The organism is Trinickia symbiotica, from assembly GCF_002934455.1.
GTDB classification, from domain to species: Bacteria; Pseudomonadota; Gammaproteobacteria; order Burkholderiales; family Burkholderiaceae; genus Trinickia; species Trinickia symbiotica.
Genome location: NZ_PTIR01000013.1, coordinates 85,509 through 100,773 on the forward strand (window position 1 = coordinate 85,509; position 15,265 = coordinate 100,773).

17 protein-coding genes and 1 riboswitch are annotated in these 15,265 nt (G+C 66.2%); of the genes, 3 read left to right on the forward strand and 14 right to left on the reverse strand.

What is annotated here, in order from left to right; genetic code table 11:
• Positions 1–31: 31 nt before the first annotated feature.
• From B0G57_RS18845 to B0G57_RS18895, 11 genes are all read right to left on the reverse strand, one after another.
• Entirely contained in the window at positions 32–958 is a 927-nt protein-coding gene (locus B0G57_RS18845) for an ABC transporter ATP-binding protein (protein WP_018440405.1), read from the reverse strand.
• A 313-nt stretch (positions 959–1,271) separates the two neighbouring features.
• The gene (locus B0G57_RS18850; RefSeq protein WP_085952714.1) at positions 1,272–1,574 is read right to left on the reverse strand and encodes an STAS domain-containing protein; all 303 of its coding nucleotides are present in this window, start codon (positions 1,572–1,574) and stop codon (positions 1,272–1,274) included.
• A 17-nt stretch (positions 1,575–1,591) separates the two neighbouring features.
• The gene (locus tag B0G57_RS18855) at positions 1,592–2,236 is read right to left on the reverse strand and encodes an MlaC/ttg2D family ABC transporter substrate-binding protein (RefSeq protein WP_018440407.1); all 645 of its coding nucleotides are present in this window, start codon (positions 2,234–2,236) and stop codon (positions 1,592–1,594) included.
• A gap of 131 nt (positions 2,237–2,367) precedes the next feature.
• A complete protein-coding gene (locus B0G57_RS18860; protein ID WP_018440408.1) occupies positions 2,368–3,342 on the reverse strand; it encodes an MlaA family lipoprotein in 975 nt (324 codons plus the stop codon).
• Between the two features lie 81 nt (positions 3,343–3,423).
• On the reverse strand, positions 3,424–3,996 hold the full coding sequence (gene mlaD, locus B0G57_RS18865; RefSeq protein ID WP_026229618.1) for an outer membrane lipid asymmetry maintenance protein MlaD: 573 nt from the start codon (positions 3,994–3,996) through the stop codon (positions 3,424–3,426).
• 98 nt (positions 3,997–4,094) lie between these two features.
• Positions 4,095–4,871 carry a lipid asymmetry maintenance ABC transporter permease subunit MlaE gene (mlaE, locus tag B0G57_RS18870; RefSeq protein ID WP_018440410.1) on the reverse strand — a complete coding sequence of 259 codons (777 nt, stop codon included), beginning with the start codon at positions 4,869–4,871 and terminating at the stop codon, positions 4,095–4,097.
• On the reverse strand, positions 4,868–5,692 hold the full coding sequence (locus B0G57_RS18875; RefSeq protein WP_020566151.1) for an ABC transporter ATP-binding protein: 825 nt from the start codon (positions 5,690–5,692) through the stop codon (positions 4,868–4,870). The genes mlaE and B0G57_RS18875 overlap by 4 nt, the downstream gene beginning before the upstream one ends.
• Before the next feature lie 92 nt (positions 5,693–5,784).
• The gene (thiE, locus tag B0G57_RS18880; RefSeq protein ID WP_018440412.1) at positions 5,785–6,903 is read right to left on the reverse strand and encodes a thiamine phosphate synthase; all 1,119 of its coding nucleotides are present in this window, start codon (positions 6,901–6,903) and stop codon (positions 5,785–5,787) included.
• A gap of 23 nt (positions 6,904–6,926) precedes the next feature.
• A complete protein-coding gene (locus B0G57_RS18885) occupies positions 6,927–7,736 on the reverse strand; it encodes a thiazole synthase (protein ID WP_020566152.1) in 810 nt (269 codons plus the stop codon).
• 72 nt (positions 7,737–7,808) lie between these two features.
• Complete coding sequence (gene thiS / locus B0G57_RS18890) at positions 7,809–8,006, reverse strand: sulfur carrier protein ThiS (protein ID WP_018440414.1); 198 nt, start codon at positions 8,004–8,006, stop codon at positions 7,809–7,811.
• A 9-nt stretch (positions 8,007–8,015) separates the two neighbouring features.
• Entirely contained in the window at positions 8,016–9,239 is a 1,224-nt protein-coding gene (locus B0G57_RS18895; RefSeq protein WP_018440415.1) for an FAD-dependent oxidoreductase, read from the reverse strand.
• 136 nt (positions 9,240–9,375) lie between these two features.
• Positions 9,376–9,497, reverse strand: a riboswitch (TPP riboswitch).
• A gap of 217 nt (positions 9,498–9,714) precedes the next feature.
• On the opposite strand from B0G57_RS18895, the gene B0G57_RS18900 reads away from it, so the two are divergent.
• From B0G57_RS18900 to B0G57_RS18910, 3 genes are all read left to right on the forward strand, one after another.
• Complete coding sequence (locus B0G57_RS18900; protein ID WP_020566154.1) at positions 9,715–11,478, forward strand: ABC transporter ATP-binding protein/permease; 1,764 nt, start codon at positions 9,715–9,717, stop codon at positions 11,476–11,478.
• Positions 11,479–11,702: 224 nt separating this feature from the next.
• Positions 11,703–12,281, forward strand: coding sequence for a hypothetical protein (locus B0G57_RS18905; protein ID WP_051090013.1), 579 nt, complete (start codon positions 11,703–11,705; stop codon positions 12,279–12,281).
• A 138-nt stretch (positions 12,282–12,419) separates the two neighbouring features.
• On the forward strand, positions 12,420–13,166 hold the full coding sequence (locus B0G57_RS18910; RefSeq protein WP_018440419.1) for a response regulator: 747 nt from the start codon (positions 12,420–12,422) through the stop codon (positions 13,164–13,166).
• A 24-nt stretch (positions 13,167–13,190) separates the two neighbouring features.
• Here the strand turns inward: B0G57_RS18910 and B0G57_RS18915 are convergent, their stop codons facing one another.
• From B0G57_RS18915 to B0G57_RS18925, 3 genes are read right to left on the reverse strand one after another with little or no spacing between them, the layout of a single operon-like run.
• Positions 13,191–13,874, reverse strand: coding sequence for a flagellar basal body L-ring protein FlgH (locus tag B0G57_RS18915; protein WP_026229620.1), 684 nt, complete (start codon positions 13,872–13,874; stop codon positions 13,191–13,193).
• 49 nt (positions 13,875–13,923) lie between these two features.
• The gene (locus tag B0G57_RS18920) at positions 13,924–14,640 is read right to left on the reverse strand and encodes a hypothetical protein (protein ID WP_018440421.1); all 717 of its coding nucleotides are present in this window, start codon (positions 14,638–14,640) and stop codon (positions 13,924–13,926) included.
• A 36-nt stretch (positions 14,641–14,676) separates the two neighbouring features.
• Positions 14,677–14,919: a DUF6726 family protein gene (locus B0G57_RS18925; protein ID WP_018440422.1), complete on the reverse strand. Its 243-nt coding sequence runs from the start codon at positions 14,917–14,919 to the stop codon at positions 14,677–14,679.
• Positions 14,920–15,265: the final 346 nt, after the last annotated feature.

The following is a 15,265-nucleotide window of genomic DNA, read 5'->3' on the forward strand; positions in this document are numbered from 1 at the left end:
GGCGCGGTGGATGAAGTGAGCGTGGGCCGCATCATGCCAGCCCCTCGACGAGCTCGGGTCCGCTCATCAACTGAACAAAAACGTCTTCGAGATCAGCCTTGCGCACGTCGATTTCCTCGAACGTACAACCGGCCGCCCGGCAGCGCGCGAGGATCGGCTCGACCTCATCATAGCTCGACAGCCGCAGCAAATGCTGGCGCGCGCCCGGGGCCGACGGCTCCACTTCGAGCGCGCGCAGCTCAACGGGCAGCATGCCCGCGGCGAGCCGCACGAACAGCTGCATCCCGGCGAATCGCGCGAGCAGCGCACTCGTGCTGTCGAGCGCGACCACCTCCCCTCGGCGCAGCATCGCGATCCGATCGCACAGCGATTCGGCTTCCTCGAGGTAATGCGTGGTCAACACGATCGTATGGCCCTCGCGATTGAGCCTCGAAATGAATTTCCAGAGCGTCTGGCGCAGCTCGACGTCGACGCCGGCCGTCGGCTCGTCGAGCACGATGACGGGCGGCCGGTGCACGAGCGCCTGCGCGACGAGCACACGGCGCTTCATGCCGCCCGACAGCGCGCGCATGTTCGCGTCGGCTTTCTCGGTCAGATCGAGATTCGCCATGACCTCGTCGATCCAGTCGTCGTTGCGGCGCAGTCCGTAATAGCCCGACTGGATGCGCAGCGTCTCGCGCACCGTGAAGAACGGGTCGAACACGAGCTCTTGCGGCACCACGCCGAGCGAGCGGCGCGCCCCGCGGAAATCGGTCACGACATCGTGTCCGAGCACCGACACGCTGCCTTCGTCGGCGCGCGCCAATCCCGCAAGGATGCTGATCAGCGTGGTCTTGCCCGCGCCGTTGGGGCCGAGCAGGCCGAAGAATTCGCCCTCGTCGACCGTCAAGCTGACGCCTTTGAGCGCTTGCAGTGCCTTGTAGCGCTTCTTGACGTTGCGGATCTCTATGGCTGACATGGATGTGCGCGGCCTTTACCGGCGGCGCGCCTTGGGTTCGACGTTTGAATGCTGGCAACGCGGCTGGCGATATTCGACGCCTCGAGAGCCGCTGCCCCGTTCGTCCGGGTCTGGCCGTCCCCCGAAATGCGGGGCGGAACGGATGTCCGGAAAAACGGTTGATTATAGGCCAACTCTCCGTTGGCCGACTGGGTGCGGGATCGCTCGCGGGAAGAGGCGGTCAGCCGATGGCTCGGCGACCGTCAGGAGGCTGTCGAAGCTGGCCGAAGCGAGGAGGATGTCGACGCGCCGATCCGCCGCCGAGCTTTAAGTTTCAGAGCTCGGCCGTGGCACCTTCCTCCGAGCGCCGATGTCGCGTCGCTACGAGCCCAAGGACGCCGTAAGCTTCGGCAAGACTCGCGAGGCCGGCGGGAAGATCGACGATGTCGAAGTCGCCGCCGCGCGCTTCGGCCGCGCGCCGCCAGGCGAGCAGGACGGCGAGCGCCGAGGAATCGAACTCGGCGAGCGGCGAGCAGTCGACGCCCGACGCGCCGGCCTCAATGCTCGCGAGCCCGACGGCGAGCGCGGCTTTCGCGCTCGCGTGCGTGATGGTCGTACCGGTCGTAAAGCGGTTCATCGTGCGGTTCACGTGACTCAAGTCGGCTGCTTGCCGGCCGCGAGCTGCTCGTTGCGCTGCGTGAGGAAGTCGATCAGGCCCTGCACGCCGCCCTGGTTGATCTTCTCCGTGAATTGCTGCTGATAGGCTTGAATGAGCCACGCGCCCGCCACGTTCAGGTCGTAGACGCGCCAGCCTTCCGGCGTCTTGTAAAGACGATAGTCGAGCTCGACGGGCTGCCCGTTGCTGACGACGGAGCTGCGCACGACGACGTCCGTATCGGTCGGCGAGGCTCGGAACGGCTTGAACTCGACCTGCTGATCGCGGATTTGCGAGAGCGCGCCCGAATACGTGCGGATCAGCAGCATCTTGAACTGCTCGACCATCTGGTCCTGCTGCTGCGGGGTCGCAGTGCGCCAGGCGCGGCCCATCGCAAGCTGCGTCGTGCGGCGGAAGTCGGTGTACGGCAGGATTTCCTGATTCACGACCTGCGTGATGCGGTTGATGTCGCCGCTCTTGATCGACTTGTCGGTGCGCAGCGTGTCGAGCACGCGCCCGGTCACCGTCTTGATCATGGTGTCCGGATTGCTCGTATCGACGTTGTTGACCGCCTGTTGCGCAAAACCGGCATTAGAGAAAGAAACGAACGCGGCAAAAAGAGAAATCAGAAAGAATCTTTTCATCGTCAATCCTAGGTTCCGTGAAAGCTCGGTTACAGTACCGTGCAAGTTCGAGCCGGGTCCAGCCCGATCGAGCAAGATTCGTGTCGAACTGTTACGTCCCCACGCGTCACCGACCGCGCGCGGAGGCGGTTTCACTTCAGCATGCGAATCACCGGGAAGCCGGTGCGCGGCGGCGGCGGGACATATTGCTGGCCCGGCACCGTTTCGCCGTCCGGCCCGCCGAGCGGCGCCGGCGCGGCCACGCCCGACGCTCCCGACGCCGTTTCAGCGGGCAGCGCAGCCGCGGCGCCCGAAGCAGCCGACGGCCCGGCCGGCGCCGCGCCGGCCGGACCCGATGCGGGCGCGGGCGCCGGCGTCGGGGCCGCGCCCGACGACCCATCATCATAATTCGGCGGCGGCTGCTCGTAGCTCGGAACGGCGCCGTCGCCGCCGGAAATCAGGAAGCGCCGCCGCTGCAGATAAGCACCGCGGATGAACGAATATTTGTCGATCGCCGCGGCCTGGAGCACATCGGTTGTCCCAAGTAGATTCGCGCGCGTGTTGATGAGATTCACACCGTAAAGCGCCCAGCTGACCGACGATGGCTGGACATAGCTGAGCGGATTCCCATAGTAATCGACGACGAGCCCGGCCGCGTCGCGCACCGTGCTAGGCCCGAGCAGCGGCAACACGAGGTAAGGACCCGACGGCACGCCGTAATGCCCGAGCGTGATGCCGAAATCCGACGAGTGCTTCGGCAGCTTGGCCAACGTGGCGACGTCGAAGAGGCCGCCGACGCCGAAGATCGTATTGATCGTGACGCGCATGATGTCGCCGACGCCGTCCGCGATCTTGAGCTGCAGCAACTCGTTCGCGGCGATGTAGACGTCGCCGACGTTCGAGAAGAAGTTCGTGACGCTCTTGCGCACCGGGTCCGGCACTACGCGCTGGTAGCCCTTCGCCACCGGCTTCAGCGCGTACGTGTCGACGGTGTCGTTGAACTTGAACACCCCTCGGTTGAGGCTCTCGAGCGGGTCTCCGGGCGTGGGCGTCTGGACGGACGCACAGCCGGCGAGCGCCGCTGCCGCAATGGCCAATGCCACGTTTTTTACGTGCGTGGTCTGCATTATTTTTCTCCGTTATGTCGGTGCCTGCCGTGCCCTTGCGACACTCCGATGCCGGGCAGCGAAGAAAGCGCGGGTTTCATCTCAGCCTCCGGCGCCCGATGCGGGGGCACTAGCCGATGCCGGTGCGGGAGGCGGTACCGCGGGAGCGGCTGCCGGCGCAGCGGGCGGCGTCGCCGCAGAGCCGCCCTTCGACGCACCCATGTCGGCCGCCTTCCCGTAGAGGAACTGCCCGATCAGGTTCTCGAGCACGATCGCCGACTGCGTCATCGAGATCGTGTCTCCGGGCTTCAGCATGTCGCTGTCGCCGCCGGGCTCGAGGCCGATGTACTGCTCGCCGAGAAGACCGGAAGTCTGGATCCTCGCCGACGAATCCTTCGGAAATTCATACTGCTTGTCGATATCGATCGTGACGACGGCCTGATAGGTGTTCGTGTCGAATCCGATCGACGCCACGCGGCCCACGACCACGCCGGCGCTTTTCACCGGCGCGCGCACCTTCAGGCCACCGATGTTGTCGAATTTGAGCTTCACCGGGTACGTCGCCTGAAACGAGAGCGAGCTCATGTTGCCGGCCTTCAAGGCGAGAAACAGCACGGCGGCGAAGCCCAGCAGCACGAACAAGCCGACCCAGAAGTCGAGAGCAGTTTTTTTCATCGTCATCCTAGAAAGAACCGCGGGCGCGCCCGCGATGCCATCCGCGTCCTGAAGACGCCGGTAATCCACTGTGCCAATTGACGCCGGCGCGAAACGCGCTAGCTGAACATCAACGCCGTCAGAATGAAATCGAGGCCGAGGACGGCGAGCGAGCCGTAGACAACCGTGCGCGTCGTCGCGCGCGAGACGCCCTCGGGCGTCGCCTTCGCCTCATAGCCCTGAAAGAGCGCGATGAACGTGACGGCGAAGCCGAACACCACGCTCTTGACGACGCCGTTGCCGACATCGGCCCAGACGTCGACGCCGCCTTGCATCTGCGACCAGAACGCACCCGCATCGACGCCGATCATCAGCACGCCGACGATGTAGCCGCCGATGATGCCGACAGCGCTGAAGATCGCCGCGAGCAGCGGCATCGCGATGATCCCGGCCCACATGCGCGGCGCGACGATCGTGGCGAGCGGATCGACGGCCATCATTTCTAAAGCCGTCAATTGCTCGCCCGCCTTCATGAGGCCGATTTCGGCCGTGAGCGACGTGCCCGCGCGGCCCGCGAACAGGAGCGCCGTGACGACGGGGCCGAGCTCGCGCACGAGCGAGAGCGCGACCAGCAGGCCGAGCGCGCTCTCCGAGCCGTAGCGGTTCAGCGTGTAATAGCCCTGCAAGCCGAGGACGAAGCCGACGAAGAGCCCAGACACGGCGATGATGAGCAGCGAATAGTTGCCGACGAAGTAAATCTGCTTGATGACGAGATTCGGCCGCCGCAGCAATGCGAACAACTCGAGCACGAGGCGCGCGAAGATGCGCGTCGCGTAACCCGTGCGGGCCACGCCGTCGAGCACGCGGCGCCCGAGCAGACTGACGAGGCCGATCATGCGCGGTCTCCGGCAACGCCGAAATCGGCGGCAAGCGGCGCCTTCGCCGGATAGTGGAAACGGAATGGGCCGTCGGGCGCGCCATCGATGAATTGCCGCACCATCGGCTCCTTCGATTCGCGCAGCTCGGACGGCGTGCCTTCGGCCAGCACGGAGCCGTTCGCGAGAAAGTAGACGTAATCGGCGATCGCAAACGATTCGGGCACATCGTGCGTGACGAGAATCGACGTGGCGCCGAGCGCCTGGTTGAGCGTGCGAATCAGATTGGCGGTGATGCCGAGCGAAATCGGGTCAAGACCGGCGAACGGCTCGTCGTACATCATCAATTCGGGGTCGAGCGCGATGGCGCGCGCGAGCGCGACGCGGCGCGCCATGCCGCCCGAAATCTGCGACGGTGCCAGATCGCGGGCACCCCGCAGGCCGACGGCATTGAGCTTCATGAGCACGAGGTCGCGAATCAGCGGCTCGGGCAAGTCCGTATGCTCGCGCAGGGCGAAGGCGACGTTCTCGAAGACGGTCATATCGGTGAAAAGCGCACCGAACTGGAACAACATGCCCATCTTCCGGCGCAGCGCGTAAAGCCCTTCCCGACTTTCCTTGCCCACGTCGCGGCCATGAAAAAGCACTTCGCCGCGGCGCGCGCGCTCGAGGCCACCGATGAGGCGCAGGACCGTCGTCTTCCCGCCACCCGACGCGCCCATCACGGCCACGACCTGGCCGCGCGAAAACCGCATGTTCAGGTTCGACAGAACGAGACGGTCCTCGTCGTAGCCGAAATCGACGTTGCGCAACTCGAGAATGGGCTCGGATGAAGGCGGCACGAAGCGGGCGCTCCCTTTATGCGGAAGCGGAATTATAGGGCCTTAGGGAAAACACTGTCGTGACGCAGCGTTACTCCGGTGCAAAAAGACCGTTACCGATTTGCAACGATGCGCTCGAGCGCCGCCACGGCGGCGGCCGGATCGTCTGCCCCCGTGATCGCGCTGACGACGGCCGCGCTGCCGACGCCTGTCGCCAGCACGGCCGGCAGTTTCGCGACGTCGATGCCGCCGATGGCCACGAGCGGGACGGCCCCGTCGACGAGACGCACATAGCGCGCCAGCCGCGCCAGGCCTTGCGGCGCGGTCGCGACCGTCTTCGTGGCCGTCGGAAAAACGGCGCCGAAGGCAACGTAGCTCGGGCGAAAATGCAGCGCGCAGAGCATCTCGTAATAGCCGTGCGTAGAAAGGCCGAGCCTGACGCCGGCCACCGCGATTGCCGCGAGATCGGCCGTCTCGATGTCCTCCTGGCCGAGATGGACGCCGTAAGCGCCCGCATCGATGGCTTCGCGCCAATGGTCGTTGATGAAGACCCGCGCGCCGTGCCTGCGGCCGGCCGCGACGCTCTCTGCAATCTCGGCCGCGAGCGCCTCGGGGCTCGCGTCTTTAACGCGAAGCTGAACCGTCGACACGCCGAGATCGAGCACGCGCTCGACCCACGGGGCGCTCGGCATGACCGCGTAGAGCCCGAGCCGGTCGGGGCAGCGCGCGAACGGCTGCGCGGGCGCCGCCGGCAGTCCCTCGACGCGCGGAAAGCGCGTGAGATCGACGGGCCAAGCGTCTTCACGCGCGGCATCGGCTTCGTCGCCGTCGCGCCAGGCGAGCGCCAAGACCAGCGCGTCGCGCGCGTCGGAGCCGCAGTCGAGAAAGCTCGCAAGCGCCGCCAGCCAGTCCTCGGCGAGCGGCCCGGTGAGCGCGTAACGGCCTTTATCGGTCGTGAGCCGCGCGCCGTGCTCATCCGCATCGATGACGCTCGCGCCCGCGGCGAGCCATTTGGCGCGGTCGGCAGAATCCGCGCCATGCTCGCGCTCGCCGGCGGCGACGATGAGATCGCCCGCGCGCGGCGCGTCGGGCGGCGTGAGGCAGATGCGCCAGGGCTCGTCCACCGGCGGCCAGTCGCCCAGGCGCGCGCGAATGCGCTCGGCGGCTTCGGTCAACTCGTCGGCCGGCGGCCAAAAGATTTCGCGGTCGGCGAAGGCGAGTGTGCGCGTCATGCGTGCCTCCCGGGGCCGGGCGATCAGCCCGGATCCTGATGCCAGAACGGCATGCCGACGACGGGCGTGCTCGCCTGCGCGCTGTCGCGCTCGTCCATCGGCCCCGCCCGATAGGCCGCACGTCCCGCCTCGACGCCCATCGCGAACGCGCGCGCCATCGCGGCAGGGTCGGTGGCCTGCGAGACCGCTGTATTCAGCAGCACGCCGTCGAACCCCCATTCCATGGCCTGGCATGCGTGCGAAGGCACGCCGAGCCCCGCATCGACGATGAGCGGCACGTCGGGCAGGCGCTCGCGCAGCACACGCAGGCCATACGGATTGACGATGCCCTTGCCCGTGCCGATCGGCGCCCCCCACGGCATCAGCGCCTCGCATCCGACATCGACGAGACGGCGCCCCACGACGAGATCCTCGGTGCAGTACGGCAGCACTTTGAAGCCGTCCTTGACGAGGCGCGCGGCCGCCTCCACGAGTCCGATCGGGTCCGGCTGAAGCGTGTAGTCGTCACCGATCAGCTCGAGCTTGATCCATTCGGTCTCGAAGACTTCGCGCGCCATATGCGCCGTCGTCACGGCTTCGTCGACGGTCTGGCAGCCGGCCGTATTCGGCAGCAGCGGCACGGCGTGGCGCTTGAGCAGATCGAAGAAGCCCGCCTCGGCCGTATCGGCCTGCATCTGGCGGCGCAGCGCGACCGTCACCATGCCGGGCCGCGCTGCTTCGATGGAATCGGAGAGCGACGCGAGCGACGGGTAGCGCGAGGTGCCGAGCAGCACGCGGCTCGCGAAGGCGACACCGTAAAGCGTCAGCGGATCGGCGGCGGAAGCGGAAGTCATTGAAGAATCCTCAGGCATTGAGCAAGCAACGGGCGACGGTGGCGGTCCGATCGAAACGGAACGATCGCGCGCTCAGCCGCCCGCGACGGGATGAACGATGTCGAGCCGGTCCCCCGGGTTCAGCATGCGCGCCGGATGCTGCGCGCGCGCGACGAACTGGCCGTTGAGCGCAACGGCGAATGGCGGCCGCGCGCCGAATGCGGCGAGCGCGTCGGCCACCGTTGCGCCGTCGGGCAACGTGAGTGGCTTGTGGTTGATCTCGATTTCCATGTTTGCAAACTACATCGGTTCGGCCGAATGACTTCGATATCCGGGTTGCCGGCGCGCCTCGCACAGCGGTTGACGCCCGGAACCGCCCGCCCCTTCGTGCTCACTGAAATGCAGCATTTGCGCCCAGCGGGCCTGATTGCGCCACTCGTCGAAGCCGTCGGCGTCCGTCACGCGGCGCGCGAGGACGGCGGTGGCCAGCTCGGCCGCCGTGCGCGCGACTTCGGGCGCGATCATATAGCCGTGACGATAAAGACCGTTGACGGCGATCGTTGCCGCCCCATCCCAGACGATCGCCGGGCGGTGGTCGGGCAGTGTCGGGCGGCACTGCGCGTTGAGCTCCACGATACGTGCCTCGCCGAAGGCAGGATGCACGGCGAACGCCGCGGATAGAAGCTCGAGCGCTGAGCGCACGGTGACGGGCGACATGTCCTCGCCCTCGATCTCGGTCGCGCCGATCACGAAAAGCCCCCGCTCCTTCGGCGCAATGTAGATCGGATAACGCGGATGCAGCATCCGGACGGGGCGCGTGAGCGCGACATCGGGGGCGTGCACGCGAACGACCTCGCCACGAATGCCGCGCAACGCCGGCAGTGCCGCCTTGGCGCCGAGGCCGCGGCAGTCGATCGTCACGTGAGCGGCCGGCAATGCCCCGTCCGCGACAGGCGTGTTCCAGTGCGAGGCTACGCCGCGCGCCTCGAGCCCCGCGGCAAGCGCGGCGAGCACCTGCCGGTTGTCGAGCTGGCCTTCGCGCGGGAGCAGCAAGCCCTGATTGAAACGCCCGGCGAGCGTGGGCTCCGCGGCCGCAAGCGCGGCGCCGTCGAGTGCCGTAAGGCCACCATCGGCCACGAGCGAAGCCGGCGCGTTCGCGCGCACGCGGCGCTCGAACAACGCAGCCTCGGCCCGATCGGCGCGGTGCCAGACGACGAGCGTGCCGTTGCACTGGAAGAACACCGGCTCGGGCAGCTCGGCGATGAGTTTCGGCCAGAGGTCGAGCGAGGCCGCGCCGAGCTCGACGAGAAGCGGCTCGGCGCTCGCCGCTTCGGCGAGCGGCGCGAGCATCGCGGCCGCCACCCAGGCCGCCGCGCCGGTGCCGGCCGCGTCGCCGCGCTCATAGAGCGCGACGCGATAACCATCGCCCGCAAGCAGCCAGGCGACGAGCCGGCCGCATAGCCCGCCGCCGAGCACGGCGAAATCGGGATGCGCAGCTGAAACGACTGAAGATTGAGCGGTCATCGGATCGATCCTTACCGTACGGATCACCGTACAAAGGACGAAACCGGTGCTGGGGCCGACCGAGCCTTGCGAAATGCGCCGCAGTAATGTGGGCGCGGCCCGTGGAAAGCGGAACGTCCGCAATGAACGTCCCACGCAGATCCGGTGAGAAACTTCCCGCGCCGGTATTACCCGGATCGGGTGCGAAGGGTCTCTCTCAGCCTCGCCTGAGCGCGGTCACGCCGCGCGTCACTGCACGAAGCACCCCTGTTTCGTCGTTGGCCATTAGACCACAAAAGACGAAGGGGCCGCAAACGGCCGTCGGCCTCCGGCTCTGGCACAATGTGCCGACTACGTGTACGTGAGCGCCTGCATTGGCCGAGGAGCGGCCGTTTCGGTCCCGCCCCGTTAAGCCTCTTTTAAGAGCTCGGCGAAACAATGCTTGCCGTACTTCGCGCGCATCCCGCTCCACGAGCCGGTTTCGATCGAGAATTCCATGACCCCATCCAACGCTGCTTTTTCCCTGCGCGGCAGAGCGCCGCGTGACACCGATTCCATCTCCGCATGGAGCCTGATCAAGCCGTACTGGGTCTCCGAGGAATGGAAAGTCGCCTGGGGGCTGCTCGTCACGATCATCGCAATGAATCTGGCGATCGTCTGGATCAACGTACGGTTGAACAGTTGGAACGCGCAGTTCTACAACGCGCTGCAGGAAAAAGACGTCAGCCACTTCCCGCATTTGCTCGTCGTCTTCACGGTCATCGCGTTCTCTTACATCATCCTTGCGGTCTACCGCACGTACCTGCGCCAGATGCTCGGCTTCCGCTGGCGCCAATGGATCACCAACCGCTTTCTCAACGAATGGTTCGGGGAGCGCGCTTTCTATCGCATCGAGCGCGACCGGCTCGCCGACAACCCCGACCAGCGGTTGAGCGACGACCTGCAATCGTTCGCGACGACGACGCTCAGTCTTTCGCTCGACCTGCTCTCGACCGTCGTGACGCTCATCTCTTTCGTCACGATCCTTTGGACGATCGCGGGAGCGTTGACGGTCACGCTCGGCGGCACGCCGCTCACCATTCCCGGCTATATGGTGTGGGCCGCCGCGCTCTACGCGCTCGGCGGTTCGCTGCTGATCAAGAAGGTCGGCCATCCGCTCGTGTCGATCAACTATCAGCAACAGCGCGTCGAGGCCGATTTCCGCTTCGGGCTCATCCGCGTGCGTGAGAACGCCGAGCAGATCGCGTTTTATAACGGCATCGACACCGAAAACACGAACGCCCGCGGGATATTCGCGCGCATCCGCGACAACTGGTGGCTCATCATGAAGTACACGAAGCGGATGAACTTCGTGCTGAGCTTCTACGGCCAGATCGCGATCATCTTTCCGATCGTCGTCGCCTCGCCGCGCTACTTCGCCGGGGCGTACACGATGGGCGTTCTCATGCAGATCGCGCAGGCGTTCGGCAGCGTCAGCGATTCGTTCTCGTGGTTCATCAACAGTTACTCGTCGCTCGTCGAATGGCGCGCCACCGTCAACCGTTTGCGCGAATTCAAACGCGTCATGCGGGCGACGCATCTCAAAGAATCGGTGCTGCCGTCCACCGCGCGCGGCGGGATCAACCTGCACTACGTCGATTCCAGCTCACTCTCCACGCACGGACTCGAGCTCGCGTTGCCGAAGGGCACGCCGCTCGCGACGATCTCCGATCTCGTCATCGAGCCGGGCTCGCGCTGGCTCGTGCGCGGGCCGTCCGGCTGCGGCAAGAGCACGCTGCTGCGTGCGTTCGCCGGCCTCTGGCCGTTCGGCGACGGAGCCATCGACGTCCCGGTCGGCGCGAAGACGATGTTCGTGCCGCAGCAAAGCTATTTGCCGATCGGCACGCTGAAGGCGGCGCTCACGTATCCGGCGCAAGCCGATGTATTCAGTGACGAAGCGTGCCGCGAAGCGCTCGTCGCCTGCCGGCTCGACGGCTACGTCGACAGGCTCGCCGAATCGGCCCATTGGACGCGCGTGCTCTCGCCCGGAGAGCAGCAGCGCCTCGCCGCAGCGCGCGTGCTGCTGCACAAGCCCGATTTCGTTTTCCTCGATGAAGCGACGAGCGCGCTGGATCCGGGCAACGAAGCACATGTCTATCGGCTGCTCAACGAACGGCTGCCGGCCACGGCGATCGTCAGTGTCGCGCATCGCGAATCGCTCGCGGCGTTTCATCCTCACACGCTCGATATCGAGCGCCACGAGGAACGCGCGGTGGCCTGACGCGAGGCGCAGAGCCGATAACAAGCAGTCCGAAACATCTCGAAAGCGCCTGCAAGCGCCCGCAACAGCCCGAAAGCAGTTGCTGGCCAGCCAGGTTGTTCGTGGCTTTGGCGCGGCTCGGGTGCGGCGATCATCGATGGTAAGCGAGGGACGCGAGACGGTTTTCGATCGACGCGTTGCGCCTTGCGAGCGATCCCATCCATCGCCTCATCGGAGTCCCGCCCATGTCGCTCGCGCGTCGCGCGCCGACCGTCGCCGTCGCCTTCACGGCTGCCGCCACGCTTGGCATGAGCGGCTGCGCCTGGACCGTCTTTACCGCCCTCGACGCAGCCGGCTCGACCGTCCAGGCAGGTTACGCGATCGCCGCGAACTACTCCTCACCGGCCTTCGTCACGGGTAGACCGGCACTCGTCCACACGGTCTGCATCGAGATCAATCCGAACGTCTCGGCCCTCGACCTCGTGCCGGCGCTGCAGCTTGCGCTGGAGCGACGCGGCGTGAACTCGGGCGTCTACAACCCCGGCGCGTCGCCGGCCAATTGCGAGGCCGAGCTCACTTACTCGGCGTCGGTTGCGTACGGCCGTCGTCCGTACGTGCCGCGATCTATCGCCTATCTGGCGGAGATTGATCTCACGTTGATCGAGCGCGGCCACATCCTCGTCACGGCCCGCTACGAGGCGGGCGAGCTCGATCTGAACCGATTCTCGAGCGCATCAGCGAAGGTGAAGGGCCTCATCGACAAAATGATCGTCGAGCGCGGCGTCGAATCGGCCTCGGCGTTGAGCTCGCCGCTCGCCGATTGAGTGCGGCGCAGTCAGTCGGCGCAATGGCATCGAAAGCACGGCTTCAGCAGCGCTCTGCCCGCCGACGAGCACGCGCAGTAAGGATTCGAAAGCAGTCGGCGCTTTTCCGGATGCCGCGCTCTCTTTTAACATCCGGCCATGAACCCCTCGATTCTCGTCGTCGACGACGACCCTGTCGTGCGCGAGCTATTGCGCGACTATCTCGGGCAGCGCGGCTACACGGTCTCGCTGCTCGAAGACGGCATGGGGCTCGCGCGCACGCTCGAAGCCGAACACCCAGCGCTCGTCGTACTCGACATCATGATGCCCGCGCTCGATGGCGTCAGCGCTTTGCGCGCGCTGCGCGTCGCGGGCAACGACGTGCCCGTCATTTTGCTGACCGCGCGCGACGACGTTATCGATCGCGTGATCGGCCTCGAGCTCGGCGCCGACGACTATCTCGGCAAGCCCTTCGACCCGAGCGAACTCGTCGCGCGCATTCGCACGGTTTTGCGGCGCCGCGGCTCGCTCGTGCCGGGCGCACCCGAAGCGCGTGCGCCTTATCGCTTCGGCCGCTTCGAAGTGAGCTTCGCGACGCGCGAGCTCTTTCGCGACGGCGAGCGGATAGCGATCAGTACGAACGAGTTTGCGACGCTGAAGGTGTTCGTCACGCACGCGATGACCGTGCTCTCGCGCGCGCAGCTGATCGAAAAACTGCATGGCGGCGCCCAGACGCATCGCAGCCGCAGCCTCGACGTGTCGATCTGGCGGCTGCGGCAAATCATCGAGAGCGACCCATCCGAGCCGCGCTATGTGCAAACCGTATGGGGCCGCGGGTATGTCTTCGTGCCGGCGGGCGACGTCGGCGCGGCCGAGCGCTGCCTGCCTGCCGATACCGATGCGTGATCGCCCGTCGCGCTCATCCTGCTTCTAAAAAATCACCGCGCTCAGGAACATTCGCTGCAGCCAGCTCATCGTCGTCGTGTCGTTGAGGGCGCCAAAGCCGGCCTCTTCGATGCGCGCGTTGGCTACCTTGTTCGATTCCACGTAATTGCCGGACTCGATATCTTTTGGATTGACGACGCCCGAGAGGCGCAGGCGCTCGCGGTTCCCTTTCAGCGCGATCACCTTCTCGCCGGCGACGACGAAGTTGCCGTTCGGCGTTGTGCCGATCACCGTGACGGCCAACGTCCCCGACATACCGCGCGCGTCGACGATGCTGCCCGTGCCGCTGAAATCCGAACTCGTGGAGCCGACGTTGAACATCTTCGCGAGCCGCTGCACGGCCTTGTTCGCCCCGTCAGCTGCCTGGGCCGTCATGTCCGCCGAGCGCTTGCCCGACGAGTCGGTACTGTCGTTGGCCGAATAGCTTTCCGCGAGGCGAATCGTCAACACGTCGCCGATGTGCTGAGCGCGCGGCGTTTCGTACAGGACGAGCGGCGCGCCGGCTTGATAGATGGCGCCCATCGTATTGACCGTCACGGGCGCGGCCGAGAGCGGCGGGTTCATCGGCACATCGACGATCGACGGGCTCGGTTGGCCGAACATGCAGGCGGTCAGAGCGAGAGCTACGCCAAGCACGGCAATGGGGCAAGCGGAGCGTAATGCGGACATTGACTTTCCTCGAACCAGGCGAAGGGAGAACCGGCAACCGAGCCGCGCTTCATACCGCATCGGCGCTGTCGTCGAGCCAGCGGCGCGCGACCGACTTCAGCCATGCGTCGGGATCGTTGAGCAAGTACGTCAACGTTGCGTTGTGGCTCGCCGGCAGGTAGCAGAGCGTGATCGAGCTCAGCTCGTTGCTCCAGACGTAAATCGGAGCGGCCCCGCGCGATGGGTCCGACGCCGCATCCGTCGCCAGATGCGGCGCTCCATAGCGTTGCGCGAGTGCCTCGCGCAAGTCTCGCGCGACGGTTTCGTCGACGACGAACGACATCTCATAGAGCCGATATTCCGCTTGACCCGCCGTCCGTGCGAAACGCAGCACATGGTCCTGCGCGAGCGAGCCATCGACGACGGCCTGCGAGCGCCGCCAGCCGTCCGCTGTCCGGTGCGCCCAGCGGCACGCCACCGTGACACTCTGGTCCGAATGCAGCTCCATGCCGAGCGCGCCCGCCGCAACATCGGTCTCGCAAACGGGCACGCTGCCGGGCGGCGTTGCCCGCGCCATGGGGCCCGCGCGGAATTCATCGAGCGTGATGCCGAGGGCAATGCCGCGAAACGCGAACGGCTTCGACTGCTGCGCGGCCTTCTCGATGCGGGCAGCGGGCATGGTCGCCCGCCGCGACTGCGCGGGCACTGCTGCCGAAGCGCCAAGGCAGGCGCCCGACGAAATGGCGGCGGCGATGAACGCCGCGCTGAGGAACGGTACGAGTCTCATGGCTCGGGACTCACTCATCAACGGACACGCAACTCACTAGTCGATCGCCGATGCGCAGGTATCGAACGGCGTCGCGGCCACGTCGCCCACACCGGGCACGACCTTGAGCGTCGCGGAGACGACCCGGCAGGGAAACGCGGCCAGACCGCAGCCGCCGATCGACAGCATCAACGCCGCCGCGCCAGCCCAGCACGCCCCGCGAATCGCCCCTTTGCGCAACCGCTGCAAGCGCGCATGCGGCGCGTGAATGCGCCGGCGCCGCACGTGGGCCGCGCTCACGCCGTCGTATTGACGTGATTGCCGACGAGGCCGGTCGCACTCGGCGACGGTGACTTGGAGGTCAGATCACTCGACGAGGAAGTGTCTGTCTTTGCGGTCCCTGCCGGGCGCGATGCAGCGGGTTTCGCCGCACTCTTGGTAGGCGAAACGGGCGACAATGGCGTCGGACTGCCGGAAGTTCTTTGAACGGTCATCGGTGGGGCCTCATTTTCTGCTCGTTTAGGAAGTCGATCGGAATGCCGTGCTCGCGAGACGCTTCGTTCGACGAAGCTTTCGGCAACGGCGCGGCACTGCCATGCGACGCATTCTCGAATCGCCGCGGAACGTCCGATCGGCCAAGAAACGC

What these genes read in the sequence shown, in the direction of transcription:
- B0G57_RS18885 (WP_020566152.1), bottom strand. Translation starts at nt 7,736, where the DNA reads ATGACTTCCGCTTCCGCCGCCGATCCGCTGACGCTTTACGGTGTCGCC.
- thiE (WP_018440412.1), bottom strand. Translation starts at nt 6,903, where the DNA reads ATGACGCGCACACTCGCCTTCGCCGACCGCGAAATCTTTTGGCCGCCG.
- B0G57_RS18920 (WP_018440421.1), bottom strand. Translation starts at nt 14,640, where the DNA reads ATGAGACTCGTACCGTTCCTCAGCGCGGCGTTCATCGCCGCCGCCATT.
- B0G57_RS18915 (WP_026229620.1), bottom strand. Translation starts at nt 13,874, where the DNA reads ATGTCCGCATTACGCTCCGCTTGCCCCATTGCCGTGCTTGGCGTAGCT.
- B0G57_RS18895 (WP_018440415.1), bottom strand. Translation starts at nt 9,239, where the DNA reads ATGACCGCTCAATCTTCAGTCGTTTCAGCTGCGCATCCCGATTTCGCC.
- B0G57_RS18905 (WP_051090013.1), top strand. Translation starts at nt 11,703, where the DNA reads ATGTCGCTCGCGCGTCGCGCGCCGACCGTCGCCGTCGCCTTCACGGCT.
- B0G57_RS18850 (WP_085952714.1), bottom strand. Translation starts at nt 1,574, where the DNA reads ATGAACCGCTTTACGACCGGTACGACCATCACGCACGCGAGCGCGAAA.
- B0G57_RS18900 (WP_020566154.1), top strand. Translation starts at nt 9,715, where the DNA reads ATGACCCCATCCAACGCTGCTTTTTCCCTGCGCGGCAGAGCGCCGCGT.
- B0G57_RS18855 (WP_018440407.1), bottom strand. Translation starts at nt 2,236, where the DNA reads ATGAAAAGATTCTTTCTGATTTCTCTTTTTGCCGCGTTCGTTTCTTTC.
- mlaD (WP_026229618.1), bottom strand. Translation starts at nt 3,996, where the DNA reads ATGAAAAAAACTGCTCTCGACTTCTGGGTCGGCTTGTTCGTGCTGCTG.
- thiS (WP_018440414.1), bottom strand. Translation starts at nt 8,006, where the DNA reads ATGGAAATCGAGATCAACCACAAGCCACTCACGTTGCCCGACGGCGCA.
- B0G57_RS18845 (WP_018440405.1), bottom strand. Translation starts at nt 958, where the DNA reads ATGTCAGCCATAGAGATCCGCAACGTCAAGAAGCGCTACAAGGCACTG.
- B0G57_RS18860 (WP_018440408.1), bottom strand. Translation starts at nt 3,342, where the DNA reads ATGCAGACCACGCACGTAAAAAACGTGGCATTGGCCATTGCGGCAGCG.
- B0G57_RS18910 (WP_018440419.1), top strand. Translation starts at nt 12,420, where the DNA reads ATGAACCCCTCGATTCTCGTCGTCGACGACGACCCTGTCGTGCGCGAG.
- mlaE (WP_018440410.1), bottom strand. Translation starts at nt 4,871, where the DNA reads ATGATCGGCCTCGTCAGTCTGCTCGGGCGCCGCGTGCTCGACGGCGTG.